Source organism: Arthrobacter sp. TE26545 (assembly GCF_056279005.1).
In genome coordinates, this window is record NZ_JBWBQM010000001.1 from 130,194 (window position 1) to 146,374 (window position 16,181).

The following is a 16,181-nucleotide window of genomic DNA, read 5'->3' on the forward strand; positions in this document are numbered from 1 at the left end:
ACCGAATCCAGTCAAGGCTTCCCGCCCCGTCACACCTCATGAATTAGGGCACAAAAGTTTGACGAAAAGGTAAGCCTAAGTAAGGCTTGCCTTGCCTAATAACGCGGGAAGTGTTGCGGGGCATTTGTTCGAACCCAGTGGAAGGAGGCCGACGTGACGTCGCCCAGCATGGAAGTCCGGCCCGGTGAAGTTGAACCCGGTGAAGTTGAACCCGGTGAAGTTGAACCCGGTGAAGTTGGACCCGGTGCCGAGGACGGGACCGCACCGGAAAAGGACTTCGGGTCCAGCGTGGAGCTTGCCCTCGTGGCCACCAATCAGCTTTTCAACGCGCGGAACTCGCCCAGTTATGTCGCGCAGGTGCTGCAGGGGGTCAACGCCGTAGCCACCAAGGTCCAGCGGACCGCCCGGCCGTTCACCGGCGTCGGGCATGCCGGGCTCAAGGCGAAAGTGGACGCCGTCGACCTCAGCCGCCCGCTCCGGGACACCGCCGCCGCCCTCGAGGAACTCGACGAGCTCTACCTCAAGGACGCCATCTACTTCCACGACTCCCGCTACGCAGCGCATTTGAACTGCCCCGTGGTGATCCCGGCGTTGGTGGGCGAGGCCGTGCTCTCCGCCGTCAACTCCTCCATGGACACCTGGGACCAGAGCGCCGGCGCCACCATGATCGAACGCCGCCTCATCGACTGGACCGCCGGCCGCCTCGGTTTCGGCAATGACGCCGACGGCGTGTTCACCTCCGGGGGCAGCCAGTCCAACTTCCAGGCGCTGCTGATCGCCCGCAACCACGCCGTCGCCAAGCTCCGCGCCGCGACGCCCGACGCCGGCGAGGCCCGCCTGCCGCAGCTGCTGGACCGGCTGCGCGTCTTCACTTCGCAGGACAGCCACTTCAGCATCCAGAAGTCGGCCTCCATGCTGGGCCTCGGGTTCGACGCCGTCATCGCCGTTCCGACCGCCGCGGACCACCGCATGGACCCGGCGGCTCTTGCCGCGGCTTTGGCGGAAGCGCACGGCGCCGGCCTGGTGCCGATGGCGGTCGTGGCCACCGCCGGGACTACGGACTTCGGTGCGGTGGACCCGCTCGCGGAACTCGCCGCCCTGGCCCGCGCCTACGATTCCTGGCTGCACGTCGATGCCGCCTACGGTGGCGGCCTCCTGGTCTCCAACCGTTACCGCCACTTGATCGACGGCACGCATCTGGCCGACTCCGTCACCGTGGACTTCCACAAGACCTACTTCCAGCCCGTGAGTTCCAGTGCCGTGCTGCTCCGCAACGGGGCCATGCTGCGCCACGTCACCTACTACGCGGACTACCTCAACCCGGAGAGCGCTGCGAAGGCCCAGGTCCCCAACCAGGTGGACAAGAGCATCCAGACCACCCGGCGCTTCGACGCCCTCAAGCTGTGGCTGACGCTGCGCACCATGGGGTCCGAGGCCATCGGTGCGCTGTTCGATGAAGCTATCGAGCTCGCCCGGCGGGTCGGCGAGCTGCTGGGCGAGGACCCCGACTTCGAACTCGCCGCCGAACCCCAGCTGAGCACCATCGTCTTCCGCTACCGGCCTGTTGTTGAGGGTGCCGGCGTGGACGGTGCGGGCGAGCACGGTCGCCGTCTGGACGAAACCACGGCCGACCGGCTGAACCCCGCCATCCGTGCCGCCGTCTTCGCCTCCGGGGAAGCCGTGATTGCCGGTACCAAGGTGGACGGCCACCACTACCTGAAGTTCACCCTCCTCAACGCCGAGGCGAGCCGGAACGACATCCGCGAAATCATCGAGCTGCTTCGCCGCACCGGCGCCGGCCTGCTCTCCAACGAATCCACCAGCAAGGACAACGCAGCATGAGCACCACCGCCCTCAAGGAACCGCAGGCCGGGAACCGCACCTACGATCTCGCGGGCATCGGCCTCGGCCCCTTCAACCTGGGCCTCGCCGCCCTGAGCGAGCCGATCGAAGGCCTTGACGCGGTCTTCCTGGAGCGCCGCGAGTCCTTCGATTGGCACCCCGGCATGATGCTGGAGCCGGCACACCTGCAGGTTCCGTTCATGGCGGACCTGGTCACCCTGGCCGATCCGACGTCGAAATTCTCCTTCCTGAACTTCCTCAAGCAGACCGGCCGGCTGTACCGCTTCTACATCCGGGAAAACTTCTACCCGCTGCGCGCCGAATTCAACCAGTACTGCCAGTGGGTGGCCGGCCAGCTGGACTCCGTGCGTTTTAGCACGGATGTGCTGGATGTGTCCTACGACGACGGTGTGTACACCCTTTCCGTGCAGGGCCCGGACGGCGCCGAGGTGCTCAAGGCGCGGCGGCTGGTGCTCGGAACCGGCACCAGCCCCTACATCCCGGCAGCCTGTGCAGGGATAGTGGCCGGCGACAGCGCCGGCGGACTCGTCCTCCACAACGCCGAATACCTGTCGAGGAAGAGTGAGCTGCAGGCCAAGCGCAGCATCACCATCGTGGGCAGCGGCCAGAGCGCCGCGGAACTCTACTACGAGCTCCTCCAGGAGATCGACGTGCATGGCTACCAGCTGAACTGGGTGACCCGATCGGGCCGCTTTTTCCCGCTGGAGTACACCAAACTGACCCTGGAAATGACCTCCCCGGAGTATGTGGACTACTTCCACTCCCTGCCGCCGGAGCAGCGCGATTCGCTGATCGACAGCCAGAAGAACCTGTACAAGGGCATTAACTCGGACTTGATCGACGACATCTACGACCTGCTCTACACCAAGAGCCTCTCCGGCATGGTGGACACGCAGCTCTTCACGCACTCCTCCCTCAACTCCGCCCACTGGGACGCCGAAAAAGGCGCCCACACCCTGGAGCTGCGCCACGAAGAGCACGGCCGCGACTTCACCCTGGAGTCCGAGGCAGTCGTCCTTGCCACCGGCTACAAATACCAGGAGCCGGGTTTCCTGGCCGGGATCGGGGACCGCATCCGGCGCGACTACCGCGGACGGTTCGACGTTGCCCGCAACTACAGCGCCGGCGTCGAACCCGGGGAAATCTTCGTCCAGAATGCCGAACTGCACACGCACGGCTTCGTTACTCCGGACCTGGGAATGGCCGCGTACCGCAACTCCTGGATCCTGCGCGAAATCACCGGCCGGGAGGTCTACCCGATCGAACGCGCCATCGCTTTCCAGCAATTCGGCGCACCCGTTATGTCCGACGCGCCGGTGGCGGTGAACGCATGAGCTTCACTTTCCGTCCCGTCGACCCCCTTGCCGACGCACCCCTCCTCCACAGCTGGGTGAGCCAGCCCTACGCCCGCTTCTGGGGCATGTTGTCCTCCACGGTCCAGGACGTTGTGGAGGAATACTCGCGGATCGTCGCGAGCGGACACCACCAGGCGTTCCTCGGACTCGACGACGGCGTCCCCGCATTCCTGATGGAGCGGTACCAGCCGGGTGAATCGCCATTGGCGGGCGTCTATGACGTCCAGCCGGGGGACATCGGCATGCACCTGCTCGTCGCGCCTCCGGAGGGTGACCCGCAGGCCGGCTTCACCACCGCCGTCATGCAGTCAGTGATGGCATACCTGTTCGAGGACCCGAGCACGGAGCGGGTGGTGGTCGAGCCGGATGCCCGGAACCACAAGATCCACGTGCTGAACGAGCGCGTGGGCTTCCGGCCCGAGCGGGTGGTGACCCTTCCCGCGCTGCCCGCACCGGAGGGGAGTCCCGCCGAAACCCACAAGGAAGCCCTCCTGAGCTTCTGCGCGCGGGCCGATTTCCTCGCCACCCTGACCCCCGTGCTTGCCACCGCCACAACTGAACCCGCAGGAGAAAGCCGATGAGCATCCTTCTCGAAGCATCCGCCCAGGCCTCCGCCTCCGTGGAGCATCTCAGCCCCGATACCTGGGCGGCCGCCAACCGCCACCTGGTCCGCAAAGCCCTCGCCGAGTTCTCGCACGAACGCATCCTGGTGCCGGAACTACTGCAGGAGGAGGGTGCCGGTGCCGGGATCTACCGGGTGGTGAGTGATAACGCCGCCATGGAGTACCGCTTCCGCGCGCGCGTGCTGGAACTGGAACACTGGAGCATCCCGGCGGATTCGATCGTCCGGACTGAACTGCGTCCGATTGCAGAATCGAGGGAGACCGGACGCCGCAAGCTGCCGCTCGATGCCTTGGACTTCATCACCGAGTTCCGCGACACCCTGGCGATCCGCGAGGAACAGCTGCCGGTCTACCTGGAGGAAATCAGCAGCACCCTGGCCAGCCACGCCTACAAGCAGGGCAACCCGCTGCGTTCGGCGGAGCTCGCGGCCGGCATCACCGGCGGGGCGGATGTCGCTGCCGACTTCCAGGCCATCGAACGGACCATGAGCGAAGGGCATCCGTGCTTCGTGGCCAACAACGGCCGCCTGGGCTTCGGGATCAGCGACTACCACGCCTTTGCCCCGGAAAGCGGCGAGGCCGTGCAATTGCAGTGGATAGGCGTCCACCGCAGCAAGGCCCTGTTCACTTCCAGTGCCGGCCTGGGCTACCGCGCGCATTTCGAGGCCGAACTCGGCGCGGACACACTGGCCTGCTTCGACGCCGGGCTTTCCGCGCGCGGCCTCGACCCGCAGGACTACCTGCTCATGCCGGTGCACCCCTGGCAGTGGGAGAACAAGCTCACCGTGACGTTCGCGGCGGAGATCGCCCAGCGGCGCATCGTCCACCTCGGCACAGGAACCGACGCCTACCAGGCGCAGCAGTCCATTCGGACGTTTTTTAACACGAGTGAGCCAAATAAGTGCTATGTCAAAACTGCCATGTCCGTGCTGAACATGGGCTTCATGCGGGGCCTGTCCCCGCAGTACATGAAGGCCACTCCCGCCATCAACGACTGGCTGCACGGGCTGATTTCCCGCGATGCCGAACTGCAGGAACGCGGGCTTGCGATGATCCGCGAGTCGGCGGCGATCGGCTACCACAACCACTACTACGAGGCGGGCTCGGCCAAGGGCTCGGCGTACCGCAAGATGCTCTCGGCCCTGTGGAGGGAAAGTCCGCTTCCCCTGCTGGATACGGGGCAGCAGCTGACCACCATGGCCTCGCTGCTGCACGTGGACGCCGACGGCAACTCCATGGCGTCGGCGCTCATCAAACGCTCCGGGCTGGAACCCGCCGAGTGGTTGCGCCGCTACCTGGAGGCCTACCTTGTCCCGCTGATCCACTGCCTCTTCGAATACGAGCTGGCCTTCATGCCGCACGGCGAGAACGTCATCCTGGTGCTGGAGAACGGCGTGCCGGTCCGGGCCATCATGAAGGACATCGCCGAGGAAATCGTGGTGATGGGGGAACGGCTCGAGCTGCCGGAGGAGGTCTCCCGCATTAAGGCCGACATTCCCGCCGAGGAAATGGTGCTCGCCATCTTCACGGACGTCTTCGACTGCATCTTCCGCTTCCTGTCCGCAATCCTCGCGGGGGACGGAACGCTCGCGGAAGCTGAGTTCTGGAAGGTGACGGCCGGCGTCGTACGCGAATACCAGAAGCGGCACCCGGAGCTGGCGGAACAGTTCAGGATGCACGATCTCTTCGCGCCGGACTTCGAATTGTCCTGCCTGAACCGCCTGCAGCTGCGCAACAACCAGCAGATGCTGGACCTCAGCGATCCCTCGGGCGGGCTGCAGATGGCCGGGCGGCTGAAGAACCCTCTGGCCCGCTTCGCCTAGCCGCGTCCGGTGGCGTCCCGTGGAGACCGGGGCGCCACCCCCTCGCAAATGGCCAGGATCTGTGCTGTCCTGATTTCATCGGGCCCGGTTCTTTCGGGCCGGTGGCAACGGGAGTCGGCATGGCTGAGCGGGATGATCACCGGAGAATGATGGGGCGCAAGGATCTGCGCGGCTCCCTCGTGGTGATCTGTGCTTTCGTGGCCCTTCTCAGCTGGGCGATCGGGCTGGCGGGCTACGTGAATGCCGGTGGATTCGCCACCGGGGCCGGCGGAATCCTTGCGTTCCTCATGCTCCCGGCATGGATTAGTGCGTTGGCCGTGCTGCTCGCGAGAGTCAGAATCCGCCGTGATCCAAAGGGCGGTGCTGGACGCCGCCGTCCTGCCAAATGACCGGGCCTTAGCCCTCGTCCGTCGTCGCCGGCTTCTCCAGCAGGGCGCGGGCGTAGTTTGCCATCGACCGCTGGTACCGCGGAAGATGCGGTGCCAGCGCCGCGAGGACGAGGGAAAGGCCTTCGCGTTCCCGGCCGGTGTCGGCAAGGGCCAGGGCCAGCACGGCGTCCACGGCGTCGGAGAGGTGGTCCGCACCGCGGCGGCGCTCGTCCGTGAGCATCGCAACGCTGATGTCCGGGCGGCCCAGGTTCCGCAGCGAGCTGGCCAGCTGGATGACTGCCCGACGCCGGCGCTCACCTTCCAGCCCCGTTTCCAGCGCCTTGCCGTAGAGGGGAACGGCGCGGTCCGGGTAGCCCGTGGAATCGTAAGCGGCGGCGAGCTCGAAGTCGGCGTCGGCAGTGCCGGCGGGCAGTTCCGCGCAGAGCTTTTTCATCGCCGAATGGAAGTCGTCGCGCCCGTGGTCATCAAGCGAAGCCCACAGGGCCGCGACGCGTTCTTCCCAGTCACGGTTCTGCATAGGCACAAGCGTAGCGGGAGTGGCGAAGCGGGCGGCGTACCTTCGCAACACGCAGGGGAACCGCGCGAGAGTGCATCAATATTTTCGATTTCCTTAGCCGGATTTATTCGCTATGCAGATGCAGATCCCCGCGTGATGATGGGTAAAACCCGTCACCCAGGGCGCGATCTTTGATGTCGTGCGCGTCAACTTGCATAGGAGTATTGATGGCTAGCCAAGAGGTTGAAGTCCTCGTTGTCGGCGCAGGTCAGGCCGGGATCGCGATGAGCGAGCATTTGAGCGACCGGGGAATTTCGCACCTTGTCCTGGAACGGGACCGCATCGCCGAGCGGTGGCGCTCAATGCGCTGGGATTCCCTTGTCGCGAACGGGCCGGCCTGGCATGACCGCTTTCCCGGCCTGGAGTTCACGGGCCTTGAGCCCGGCGACTTTGCCTCGAAGGAGCAGGTCGCGGACTACTTCGAGGCCTATGCGGCGAAAATCGACGCACCGGTGCGCTGCGGCGTCGAGGTGACGTCCGTCCGCAGGAAGGCCGGTGCGCCGGGTTTCCGCGTGGAGACAAGCGACGGGCACTTCGACGCCCGGTATGTCGTGGCCGCAACGGGACCTTTCCAGAAACCGGTGATTCCCGCCGTCGTCCCTGAATCTTCAGGGCTTGTGCAGCTTCACTCCAGCTCATACCGAAATCCGGAGCAGCTGCCCGACGGCGGCGTCCTGGTGGTGGGGGCCGGTTCCTCCGGTGTGCAGATCGCCGCGGAGATCCAGCGTTCCGGGCGGCAGGTCCACCTCTCGGTCGGTCCGCACGACCGTCCCCCGCGGAGCTACCGCGGGCGCGATTTCTGCTGGTGGCTCGGGGTGCTGGGGATGTGGGATGCCTCCACGCCTGCCCAGGGAGCAGAACACGTCACCATCGCGGTGAGCGGGGCCGACGGCGGCCACACTGTCGACTTCCGGGCCCTCGCCGAAGAGGGCATCAAGCTCACCGGCAGGACCCTTTCCTTCGACAACGGAACCATCAGCTTTGCAGCTGACCTCCGCGACAACATCGCCAACGGCGACGCCCACTACCTGGGGCTGCTCGATGAGGCCGACGCCTATGTTGAGCGCAACGGCTTGGATCTTCCCGAGGAGCCAGGGGCCCGTATGCTGCGGCCGGACCCGGAAAGCCTCACCGACCCCATCCTCGAACTCGAGCTCGCCGGCGCCGGAATCCGCTCGATCGTCTGGGCGACAGGTTTCGCCGTCGACTACGGCTGGTTGCAGGTGGACGCATTCGATGAGAGGGGCAAGCCGCGGCAGCAGCGCGGCGTTTCGTCCGAGCCCGGGGTCTACTTCCTCGGGCTGCCTTGGCAGTCGCGCCGCGGATCCAGTTTTATCTGGGGCGTGTGGCACGACGCCAAGTACGTTGCCGACCAGATTTCGATCCAGCGCAGCTACCTGGCCCACAACGAGCAGCACGCGCTGGTGGCGGGCGGGGTGCCGGGCGGGGTTCTCGACGGGGTGCCGAGCGGGGTCTGAGCGAGCGCGAGACGGTAAAGGCAAAGGCAAAGGCAGGGCGGCTGGAAAAGCCGCCCTGCCTTTGGTGCGTACGGGGTGTTCCTGCGCCCGTCTTTCGGGTCTCCTGTTGCGCCGGAGTGCAGGTTCCCGTGCGCTTGCCGGACGCGGGTCCGGCGGTCTTGTGGCGGTTACATGATTCCGGTCGGTACCAGCAGGGCCCAGGCCAGCGCCGGGGCGACGAGAACAACGCCGCCTGCGTACGCCATGAGCTGGCGGTAGACCCGCTGCCGGTCGGCGTCGCGCGCATTGGCCACGACGAGCGCTCCGTCCGTTGAGAACGGCGAAACGTCCACCACGGTGGCGGCAATGGACAGGGCGGCGACAGTTCCCGAGGCGCTCAGTGAACTGCTCGCCAGCAGGGGACCGGCCAGGGGTATGAACGCGGTCAGCAGGGCGGTGGAGGACGCGAAGGCGGACCCAACCCCGATGACGTAGCAGAGGACGAGGGCGATCAGCAGGGGAGCGCCGAGTGCCAGGGCCTGTTCGGCGAGGGTGTCGATGACGCCGACGTGCTGGAGCAGGGAAACATAGGTGATCATGCCCGCCACCAGCAGGACCGTGGACCAGGAGACGCCGCCGATGAAGGTCTTGTGTTCCTTGATGTTGACGAAGGCGAGGAGCAGGCCCGCGGACAGCGCAACGAATCCGATGGGCATGTGGAAACCCAGCGTGCACACGAGGATCGCAAGGATCAGGGCCAAGGTGAGCATTTGCTGTCCGTTTGGACGGCCGATGCGGGGAGTGCCCAGCCCGGCGTATTCATTGGCGTGCTTGTCGCGCAGCTTCCCAAAGATGGCGAACACCACAATGGTCAGTACCGAGAGGATGAGATTGAGGGCGAAGCTGGCGAGGAACAGTGCGCCCTGGTCAATGGGGAACCCATTCTTGTGGGCGATGTCGTGGACCAGCACGCCGGCAACGGAAAGCGGCGAGAAGCCGCCGGCGTGGGCGCCGTTGATGACGAAGGCGCCCATCAGGACGGGGTGGATACGCGACTCATAGGCAAGTCCGAGGGCTGCCGGTGCCAATAGGGCCACTGCGGCGGGGCTGAAGGTGCCCAGTGCGGTCAGGGCGGCGGCCATGAGGAAGAACACCCATGGCAGCAGCATGGTTTTGCCCCTGACCATGCGGACGCAGCTCTGCACGATGATGTCGATCGACCCGTTCCGTTGGGCCATGCTGAAGAAGTAAGTGACGCCGATGATCGTCAGGACGATACTCGCAGGGAACTCCTCCAGAATCTGCTTGTCGCTCATTCCGAGGACGAAGTAGCCCACACCGAAGGAGGCGACGAGTCCCATCACGCCAATGTTCAAAGGCCACTTCGTAGCAACCACGAACATCACAACGAGGATGACGAGCGGGACGATCTGCGTGGCGGTCATGGTTGGCTCCGACTCCGAGGCAGCCGAAGGGTTGCCCAGGACGCCGCCGAACAGGAGGGCGACCAGGCCCAGGACAATGATGGTGGCTGCCGTCACCAGCAGGATACGACGGCGACGCCTGGGTCGCTGGGAGCTGTCTCCATAGGTGTTGCTTGGTGCGGTTTTCTCTGCGGTTTTAGTCATGATGCTCTCTCTTCATCGAGTAGCGCCGGCGAGGGAGGCGTTGACGGAGCTGTCGACGACCTCGGGGAGGTGGATGGTGGTGGAGGCGATGGTGCGGGCTGTTCGGTCCACGCCGACGAACTGGGATCCGTCCCGCTCCTCGCTCCAGGTCTTGATCACCCCGGCTGGGGTGCGCAGCCGCAGGGTGGGTTGAGGTGTGTCGCCCATGAATTCGTTCATGACGGTGCCCGGAGTTCGGGCGGCAAGTGTGAGCGCGATGCTTCCCGTGATTGCCAGGGCGGGGTGTGGCTTGCCCATGGAGAGCATCATGACGCTGACGTCGCTTTCCCGGTCGGACCGGGCGGGGGGAGCAACTATCGCGACTTTGGGGACGGCGCGGGCCGCCTCGTTGGCGGTTGCCGCGAGTCCCATCCGAACGGCTGCTTCGCGCCGAATGCGCTCCAGGGTTTGCAGCTGCAACTCAACGCCGCCGAACCAACTGTCGTGCCGCTCGGGGTCAAGGCCGAGGTCCCCGGCCCGGAGTATTACTACCGGCGCTCCAGCGTCCACCATGGAGACGGTCCAGCGGGTCCCGCCGGCGGTCACCGTGTCGAGGGCCGCCCCGGTCGGCAGAAGCCTGCCCGTGGTTTTGCCCGCAGGATCCTGGAATCCAAGCCCAACCTGGTAGCCGGGGAACGGCACTCCAGGCATGTATGACTGAGGCGAGATCGGCAACGCTCCCGAGGGCGTGGCTACCTGCTGGATGATGATCTGGCCGGTGTTGGTGTTGCGCGTAAGGATCCTAGTGACATCCCCGGTGGGAATGACCCAGCCTTTTTCGATGGCGTAGAGGCCGACCACTGCAGAACAGTTGCCGCAATTGCTGCCCCAATCCACCGCTGCCTCTTCGATGCCCACTTGCGCGAAGGTGAATTCGACATCGACGTCGCCATTGAGGGGCCGGTTGAGGATCATTGCCTTGCTGGTTGTTGAGGTTGCCCCACCAACGCCGTCGATCTGCCGGTGGTCGGGACTGCCAAAGAGCCGCGGAAGCAGCACATCCGGGCTCGTTTGGGTCTCTTCCAGATGTGCCGTTTCGAACACCCAGCATTTGCTGGTGCCACCGCGCATCCACTCCGCTTCGATCTTCATGATCTCTTCCTTGCTCTCCGAGGCCCCCAAGTGTTGAGGGGGATAGTTCGAGATTGAGCCAGATCACAAATGAAGACAATGTTGGATATCTGTCGGGGGATGTAGATTTACTTCATTCACTGTGAGGCAAGGCGCGAGGAGTCGCAGCGGAATGGATCATGACCGGAAGAGCCGCCCCGCGAGCCCTGGCCGCAAGGCAGGAATGTATAGAATTGACCATTCCAACCGGAGGGTAAAGAGTTGCTAAACGATGACAACCAAAGTCTTTTCGATATCCGGCGCCTGGCACTGCTGGTTGAAGTCGTGGAGCAGGGATCCATCACCGCTGCAGCCGAGTTGATGTTGTACACGCCGTCTGCCGTGTCCCAACAACTCAGGAAACTTGAGCAGGAAGTCGGCCAGCCATTGCTGAATCGGCGCTCCCGCGGCGTGGTGCCCACGGAAGCAGGCCAGGTGCTGGCAGGTCACGCACGAAAGATCGTCGCGCAAATGAGCGCCGCCAGGAGCGACCTTGACCAAATCGCGGGTTTGAAGCGCGGCTCGCTGACCGTGGGTACCTTTCCCACTCTTGCCGGTTCGTTCCTCCCCCTGGTGATCCGGGCCTTCAAGAAGCGGTACCCCGCCATCGGCCTGTCCGTGCGGAGCGCCCGCTTTGATGAACTCGTCAATGACCTCCAGTCCGGGGTGACCGGCCTGTGCCTGCTCTGGGACTATCCGTGGAATCGCTTCCACGATGACACCATCCGCTTGACCGAGGTTTTCCACGAAAGCACCGTGCTCTTGGTATCCCGCAATCACCCCCTCGCCGACCGGGAGGAGATCCGGATGGAGGAACTCCGCAAGGAATCCTGGATTGTCCGCGCTGAGGCCCACCCCGTGGTGGAAGTACTGCAGCGTTCCGCCCACGAGGCTGGCTTTGAACCAACCATTGGCTTCCTGGCCAACGACTACCAGGAGGCCCAAGCCATGGTCAGCGTTGGCATGGGCGTAGCCATGGTGCCCAAGACTGCCGTTGCCCTCCAGCACCCCGATGTCCGGGTCATCAGCCTTGGCTCCGACGCACCCTTGCGGCGGGTGCTCCTAGCGCAACGCCAGGACAAGGTCTACGCCCCGGCAGAGGTCGCCTTCCACTCCACCCTGATGGAGATCGCACGGGAACGGGCTGGGGACTACCTGTAACAATGCTGATGCCCCGGTAAGCCTCCTCGGGGACCACGCGGTCCCCGGGGCTGTAGTGCTCAACGCGGCTTCCCGGAGCCCGCCAGGAAGTCCAGCGCCGTCAGCGCAAGGGCGGCGGCACCGTCGTGAATCGCCTGGTTGGCCGCCTCGCCGACGCAGTGCGCGGCGAACTCGGGCTGGTGGTTGGCCGCGGGGAAGCAGCCCAGGCCGATGTATGGGTGGATGGCAGGGACCACCTGGGACACGTTGCCCATGTCGGTGGATGCCCGGTTCATGGTGGCCTGCTCCGGAGGCGCGTTGAAGTCCCGACCCAGGGATTCGGCGTGCCGGATGTACAGCTCCAGCGCCCGCCGCTCCGTGCGGAACTCGGAGTAGGGCTCGGATTCCGGGGTGACGGAGAGTTCGCAGCCGGACGCCACGGCCCCGGCTTCGAAGCAGCGGTGGACCCGTTGCTCCAGCTCTCCCAGCTGGGCAAGGGATTCGGCGCGGACATACCAGCGGCCTTCGGTTTTCTCGGGGATGGCGTTGGGCGCTTCACCGCCGCGGGTCTGGATGCCGTGGACGCGGGTCCCGGACGGCAGCTGCTGCCGGAGCAGGCTCAATGCCACCTGCGCCACCACGAAGGCATCGTTGGCGTTGACGCCCTGCTCGGGGTAGGCGGCGGCATGGGCCGACTTGCCGCGGTACTCCACATGGTTGTGCGCCACCGCGTAGGGCCTGGCCTCGGCGGAATCCACCGGGCTGGGGTGGGCCATCATGGCCAGGTCCAGGCCACGGAAGGCGCCCTTCTTCAGCAGCTCGATCTTCCCGCCGCCGCCTTCTTCCGCCGGGGTGCCGTAGAGCTCCACGGTCAGGTCCCGCCCGGCGGCGAACTTCGCGAGGGCGACGGCGGCTCCGCAGGAGATCGCGGTGATGATGTTGTGGCCGCAGGCATGGCCCAGCCCGGGAAGCGCGTCGTACTCCGCCATCAGCCCCACGCGCCGGGAGCCGTTCCCGACGACGGCGCGGACCGCCGTCGGGAAGCCCAGGTACCCCTCCTCGACGGCGAAGCCGTGCCCGGCCAGGTAGGCGGCTGTCCAGCCGGCGGCTTTGTGTTCCTGCCAACCGAGCTCCGGATTGGCGTGCAGCGTCTCCGACAGCCGGATCAGCGCCGGGTGCTGCGCGGTGACCGCCTCAAGCACCCGGGCACGCTGTGCGGCCGGAGTCATCGCTGTGGCCGGTTCAGCGCTCATCGCCGGGCACCCCGTAGCCCACTGAGGCCGCAGGGTCGAGGCCGCGCACCACGTAGTCGTTTCGTTGCGGAAGCCAGACCTCCAGCAGCCGGCCGAGCTCCCCGATCGGATCCTCGTGCCAGTCCACCCGCAGGTCGGTGTCCCGCCAGCCGTGTCCGGAGACCACCGACATGCCGGCCGAGCGCACCGGCCCCGCCTCGCCGCCGGCCGCCTCCGCGGCGCGCAGGGCGGCCATCAGCCGGACCTCGAGTTCCCCGGACGTCGCCTCGAACTCATCGCAGAGGGCCTGGGCAACTCCGGGCCCGGCAAGCATGTTCCCCGCAGCCACGCTGCGCGGGCCGCGGCCCTCGCCGATCACGCCCAACGAGTGCCCGCCGCTGAACACCGCGGAACCCCCGTGGGCGTCCAGGACCACCAGCTGCCGGTAGGCGGCGGCAGGGGATTCGTGCACGACGGCGTCGACCGCCTCCTGCGCGGAATATCCCGCCTGGAGGCGGTCGAGCAGGGCGGTGCCGAGCCGCGGATCGGTGATGTTCTGCGAGCTGACGGCCCCCACGCCGTCGCGCAGGTGCGCGCAGCGGGCGGCGACGGCCGGCGAGGACGAGGAAACCGCGAGGCCGAACCTGCCGTTTCCGTCGGTGGCTGCGATGCTGAAGGTCACGCCGCTCCCTCCATGGAAGTGTTCCGGGTGGACAGCACGGCGGTGGCATCGATTTCCACGAGCCATTCCGGCCGGGCCAGTGCCGAGACGACGATGCCCGTGGACACCGGGAACACGCCTTTCAGCCAGCGGCCCATGGTGCGGTAGACGGGTTCGCGGTAGCGCGGATCGATGATGTAGACGGTCACCTTGACGATGTCCTCGAGGCTGCTGCCTGCTTCCTTGAGCAGCATGTCGATATTGGCCATGGCTTTTTCCGCCTGGGCTTCGACGTCGCCGATCCCCACGGACTCGCGCGTGTCCAGGTCCTGCCCGATCTGGCCCCGGAGGTAGACCACGCCGTTGGCCACCACTGCCTGGCACAGATCGTTGTCCAGGTTCTGCTCCGGGTAGGTGTCCTTCGTGTTGAACGTACGGATGCGCTGATGCTTCACTTGGCCGCTGCCTCTTCGTCTCGGTGGATGCTTTGAATCAGCTTCCCGCCCGCCGTCGAAATCTGTCCAACAGTCCTTTTAGAACAGTTGTATCGAAAAAACAGATGAAAGGATATGCTCGGTGAATGGATGTCACGCTCACCCAACTGCGGTATTTCGTCGAGGCCGCTGCCCAGTTGTCCATGACCGGGGCTTCCGTCCGGCTGAACGTGGCCCAGTCGGCAGTGTCGGCCGCGATCGCCCAGCTGGAACGCCACGTGGGCACCCAGTTCTTCATCCGGCAGCGGTCAAAGGGCCTGGTCCTGACCCCTGCGGGCGAATTGTTCCTGCGCGACGCGCAGTCCATCCTGGCCCATGTGGAGGAAAGCCTTGACCACGCCCGCGGGGAAACCCAAAGCGTTGCCGGGCGCATCCGCATGGCCTGCTTCAGCACGCTTGCGCCGTTCCTGCTCCCGGGCGTCCTGAGCAAGCTCCGCGAAGACCACCCCGCCCTGGAAATGGACGTCATCGAATCCGATACTTCGGGGTGCGTGGCGGCGCTGCTCAGCGGGCAGGCCGACCTCGCCCTCTGCTATGACCTGGACCTCCCCGAGGCGATGGCCACCTCCGTGGTCGATACCGCGAGGCCTTACCTGGCGGTGCCGCCGGACCACAAGCTCGCCGGTGCGGGCAGCGTGAAAATGTCCGCCCTGAAGGACGAGCCCTTCGTGCTCCTGGATCTGCCGCACAGCCGCGACCTCATGCTCTCCATCGCCCGCCTGGGCGGCCGGGAGCCGGACGTCAGGTTCCGTTCGGCAAGCTACGAAACCGTGCGCACCTTCGTGGCGCGGGGGCTGGGCTATTCGATCCTGCACCAGCGTCCGCAGCACGGTTTGACGTACGACGGCGGCAAGCTGGCCACGGTGGAAATCCGGGACGACGTGCCGGACCTGAAGACCGTGCTCGCCTACCTGCGGACGCAACGTCCCACGGCGCGGGTGCGCGCGGTGGCGCAGGCGGTCCGGCACCAGATCGCCGCCGCCAAGGCGGCTCGCTCCTAGGCTCCGGGACTTAGTCCGGGACCCCTGCCATATCCAACGCAGCCTTATCCGGGGCGAGGACGCAGAACTCGTTGCCCTCCACGTCGGCAAGGCAGCGCCATGACACATCAGGACCCTGGCCGACGTCCGCGTCGGTGGCTCCCAGGGCCCGCAGCCGGGCCACTTCTGCTTCCAGATCGTCCCCGGCGTAGGGCTTCACGTCGAGGTGCACACGGTTCCACAGGGTCTCCGGGCCTTCGACGCGCAGGAACTCCAGATATGGACCGACGCCGCTGGCCGAACGCAACCGCGCGTGATTGTCGTCCACCTCGTGCAGGGTCCAGTCCGTGGCCTCGCTCCAGAACCGCGCCATCGCCCGCGGATCAGAGCAGTTGACCACCACTGTGGCGATCGGCCCGGTGTCCCGGTAGATCTCCCGGGGCTCCAGGACACAGAACACGTTGCCTTCCGGGTCGGCCAGGACTGTCCACGGGACGTCCCCCTGACCGATGTCGGCATGGGTGGCGCCGAGCTCCAGCAGGCGTGCCACCAGTTCCTCCTGGTGGGCCGCGGAGGTGGTGGCGAGATCGAGGTGGGCGCGGTACTTCACCGTTTCCGGGTCCGGGACGGCGACGACATCGATGCAGACGGCGGTGGGGTCCGGCCAGTTGAAGCCCACGGGTTCAACGTTGGTTACCCCGGGTCCTTCGCTGGAAACGCCCCAGCCGAGTGCGTCAGCCCAAAACCGGCCGAGCGCCGCGTCATCCCGGGCTTTGAAATTCACCTGAACAAGTCGCAGAGCCATAGTTCCCGAGCCTACAACGCCGGCCA

The 16,181-nt window shown here is 65.9% G+C and carries 15 protein-coding genes; 8 read left to right on the forward strand and 7 right to left on the reverse strand.

The window, feature by feature from the left end; all coding sequences use genetic code 11:
- Window positions 1-168: 168 nt before the first annotated feature.
- From ACZ9CK_RS00470 to ACZ9CK_RS00490, 5 genes are all read left to right on the forward strand, one after another.
- A complete protein-coding gene (locus tag ACZ9CK_RS00470) occupies window positions 169-1,842 on the forward strand; it encodes a pyridoxal phosphate-dependent decarboxylase family protein (protein ID WP_476050835.1) in 1,674 nt (557 codons plus the stop codon).
- Window positions 1,839-3,197, forward strand: a complete 1,359-nt coding sequence (locus tag ACZ9CK_RS00475; protein ID WP_476048917.1) for a lysine N(6)-hydroxylase/L-ornithine N(5)-oxygenase family protein — start codon at window positions 1,839-1,841, stop codon at window positions 3,195-3,197. The genes ACZ9CK_RS00470 and ACZ9CK_RS00475 overlap by 4 nt, the downstream gene beginning before the upstream one ends.
- Complete coding sequence (locus ACZ9CK_RS00480) at window positions 3,194-3,799, forward strand: GNAT family N-acetyltransferase (protein ID WP_426301644.1); 606 nt, start codon at window positions 3,194-3,196, stop codon at window positions 3,797-3,799. The genes ACZ9CK_RS00475 and ACZ9CK_RS00480 overlap by 4 nt, the downstream gene beginning before the upstream one ends.
- Window positions 3,796-5,664: an IucA/IucC family protein gene (locus tag ACZ9CK_RS00485; protein WP_476048918.1), complete on the forward strand. Its 1,869-nt coding sequence runs from the start codon at window positions 3,796-3,798 to the stop codon at window positions 5,662-5,664. The genes ACZ9CK_RS00480 and ACZ9CK_RS00485 overlap by 4 nt, the downstream gene beginning before the upstream one ends.
- A gap of 119 nt (window positions 5,665-5,783) precedes the next feature.
- Window positions 5,784-6,053 (forward strand): hypothetical protein, encoded by a 270-nt coding sequence (locus ACZ9CK_RS00490; RefSeq protein ID WP_426301648.1) that lies wholly within the window; start codon window positions 5,784-5,786, stop codon window positions 6,051-6,053.
- A gap of 7 nt (window positions 6,054-6,060) precedes the next feature.
- Here the strand turns inward: ACZ9CK_RS00490 and ACZ9CK_RS00495 are convergent, their stop codons facing one another.
- The gene (locus tag ACZ9CK_RS00495; RefSeq protein ID WP_426301650.1) at window positions 6,061-6,570 is read right to left on the reverse strand and encodes a tetratricopeptide repeat protein; all 510 of its coding nucleotides are present in this window, start codon (window positions 6,568-6,570) and stop codon (window positions 6,061-6,063) included.
- Between the two features lie 206 nt (window positions 6,571-6,776).
- Here ACZ9CK_RS00495 and ACZ9CK_RS00500 point away from each other — a divergent pair, with 206 nt between their 5' ends.
- Entirely contained in the window at window positions 6,777-8,087 is a 1,311-nt protein-coding gene (locus ACZ9CK_RS00500; protein WP_476048919.1) for a flavin-containing monooxygenase, read from the forward strand.
- A 167-nt stretch (window positions 8,088-8,254) separates the two neighbouring features.
- On the opposite strand, the gene ACZ9CK_RS00505 is transcribed toward ACZ9CK_RS00500, so the two are convergent.
- Together ACZ9CK_RS00505 and ACZ9CK_RS00510 are read right to left on the reverse strand one after the other, a co-directional pair.
- The gene (locus tag ACZ9CK_RS00505; protein WP_476048920.1) at window positions 8,255-9,694 is read right to left on the reverse strand and encodes an SLC13 family permease; all 1,440 of its coding nucleotides are present in this window, start codon (window positions 9,692-9,694) and stop codon (window positions 8,255-8,257) included.
- A gap of 12 nt (window positions 9,695-9,706) precedes the next feature.
- Entirely contained in the window at window positions 9,707-10,825 is a 1,119-nt protein-coding gene (locus tag ACZ9CK_RS00510; protein WP_476048921.1) for a PrpF domain-containing protein, read from the reverse strand.
- A 240-nt stretch (window positions 10,826-11,065) separates the two neighbouring features.
- Here ACZ9CK_RS00510 and ACZ9CK_RS00515 point away from each other — a divergent pair, with 240 nt between their 5' ends.
- Window positions 11,066-12,004, forward strand: coding sequence for a LysR substrate-binding domain-containing protein (locus tag ACZ9CK_RS00515; RefSeq protein ID WP_476048922.1), 939 nt, complete (start codon window positions 11,066-11,068; stop codon window positions 12,002-12,004).
- 59 nt (window positions 12,005-12,063) lie between these two features.
- Here ACZ9CK_RS00515 and ACZ9CK_RS00520 read toward each other — a convergent pair whose 3' ends face one another.
- Genes ACZ9CK_RS00520 through ACZ9CK_RS00530 form a run of 3 tightly spaced genes read right to left on the reverse strand, consistent with a single transcriptional unit; the run spans window position 12,064 to window position 14,331 of the window.
- Complete coding sequence (locus ACZ9CK_RS00520) at window positions 12,064-13,236, reverse strand: M20 family metallopeptidase (RefSeq protein WP_426301660.1); 1,173 nt, start codon at window positions 13,234-13,236, stop codon at window positions 12,064-12,066.
- Window positions 13,226-13,897: a DUF1028 domain-containing protein gene (locus ACZ9CK_RS00525; protein WP_426301662.1), complete on the reverse strand. Its 672-nt coding sequence runs from the start codon at window positions 13,895-13,897 to the stop codon at window positions 13,226-13,228. Before ACZ9CK_RS00525 ends, ACZ9CK_RS00520 begins: the two co-directional genes overlap by 11 nt.
- A complete protein-coding gene (locus ACZ9CK_RS00530; protein ID WP_476048923.1) occupies window positions 13,894-14,331 on the reverse strand; it encodes a RidA family protein in 438 nt (145 codons plus the stop codon). Before ACZ9CK_RS00530 ends, ACZ9CK_RS00525 begins: the two co-directional genes overlap by 4 nt.
- A 125-nt stretch (window positions 14,332-14,456) precedes the next feature.
- On the opposite strand from ACZ9CK_RS00530, the gene ACZ9CK_RS00535 reads away from it, so the two are divergent.
- Window positions 14,457-15,371, forward strand: a complete 915-nt coding sequence (locus ACZ9CK_RS00535; protein WP_476048924.1) for a LysR substrate-binding domain-containing protein — start codon at window positions 14,457-14,459, stop codon at window positions 15,369-15,371.
- A 10-nt stretch (window positions 15,372-15,381) separates the two neighbouring features.
- On the opposite strand, the gene ACZ9CK_RS00540 is transcribed toward ACZ9CK_RS00535, so the two are convergent.
- Window positions 15,382-16,155 (reverse strand): VOC family protein, encoded by a 774-nt coding sequence (locus ACZ9CK_RS00540; RefSeq protein WP_426301668.1) that lies wholly within the window; start codon window positions 16,153-16,155, stop codon window positions 15,382-15,384.
- Between the last annotated feature and the right edge of the window lie 26 nt (window positions 16,156-16,181).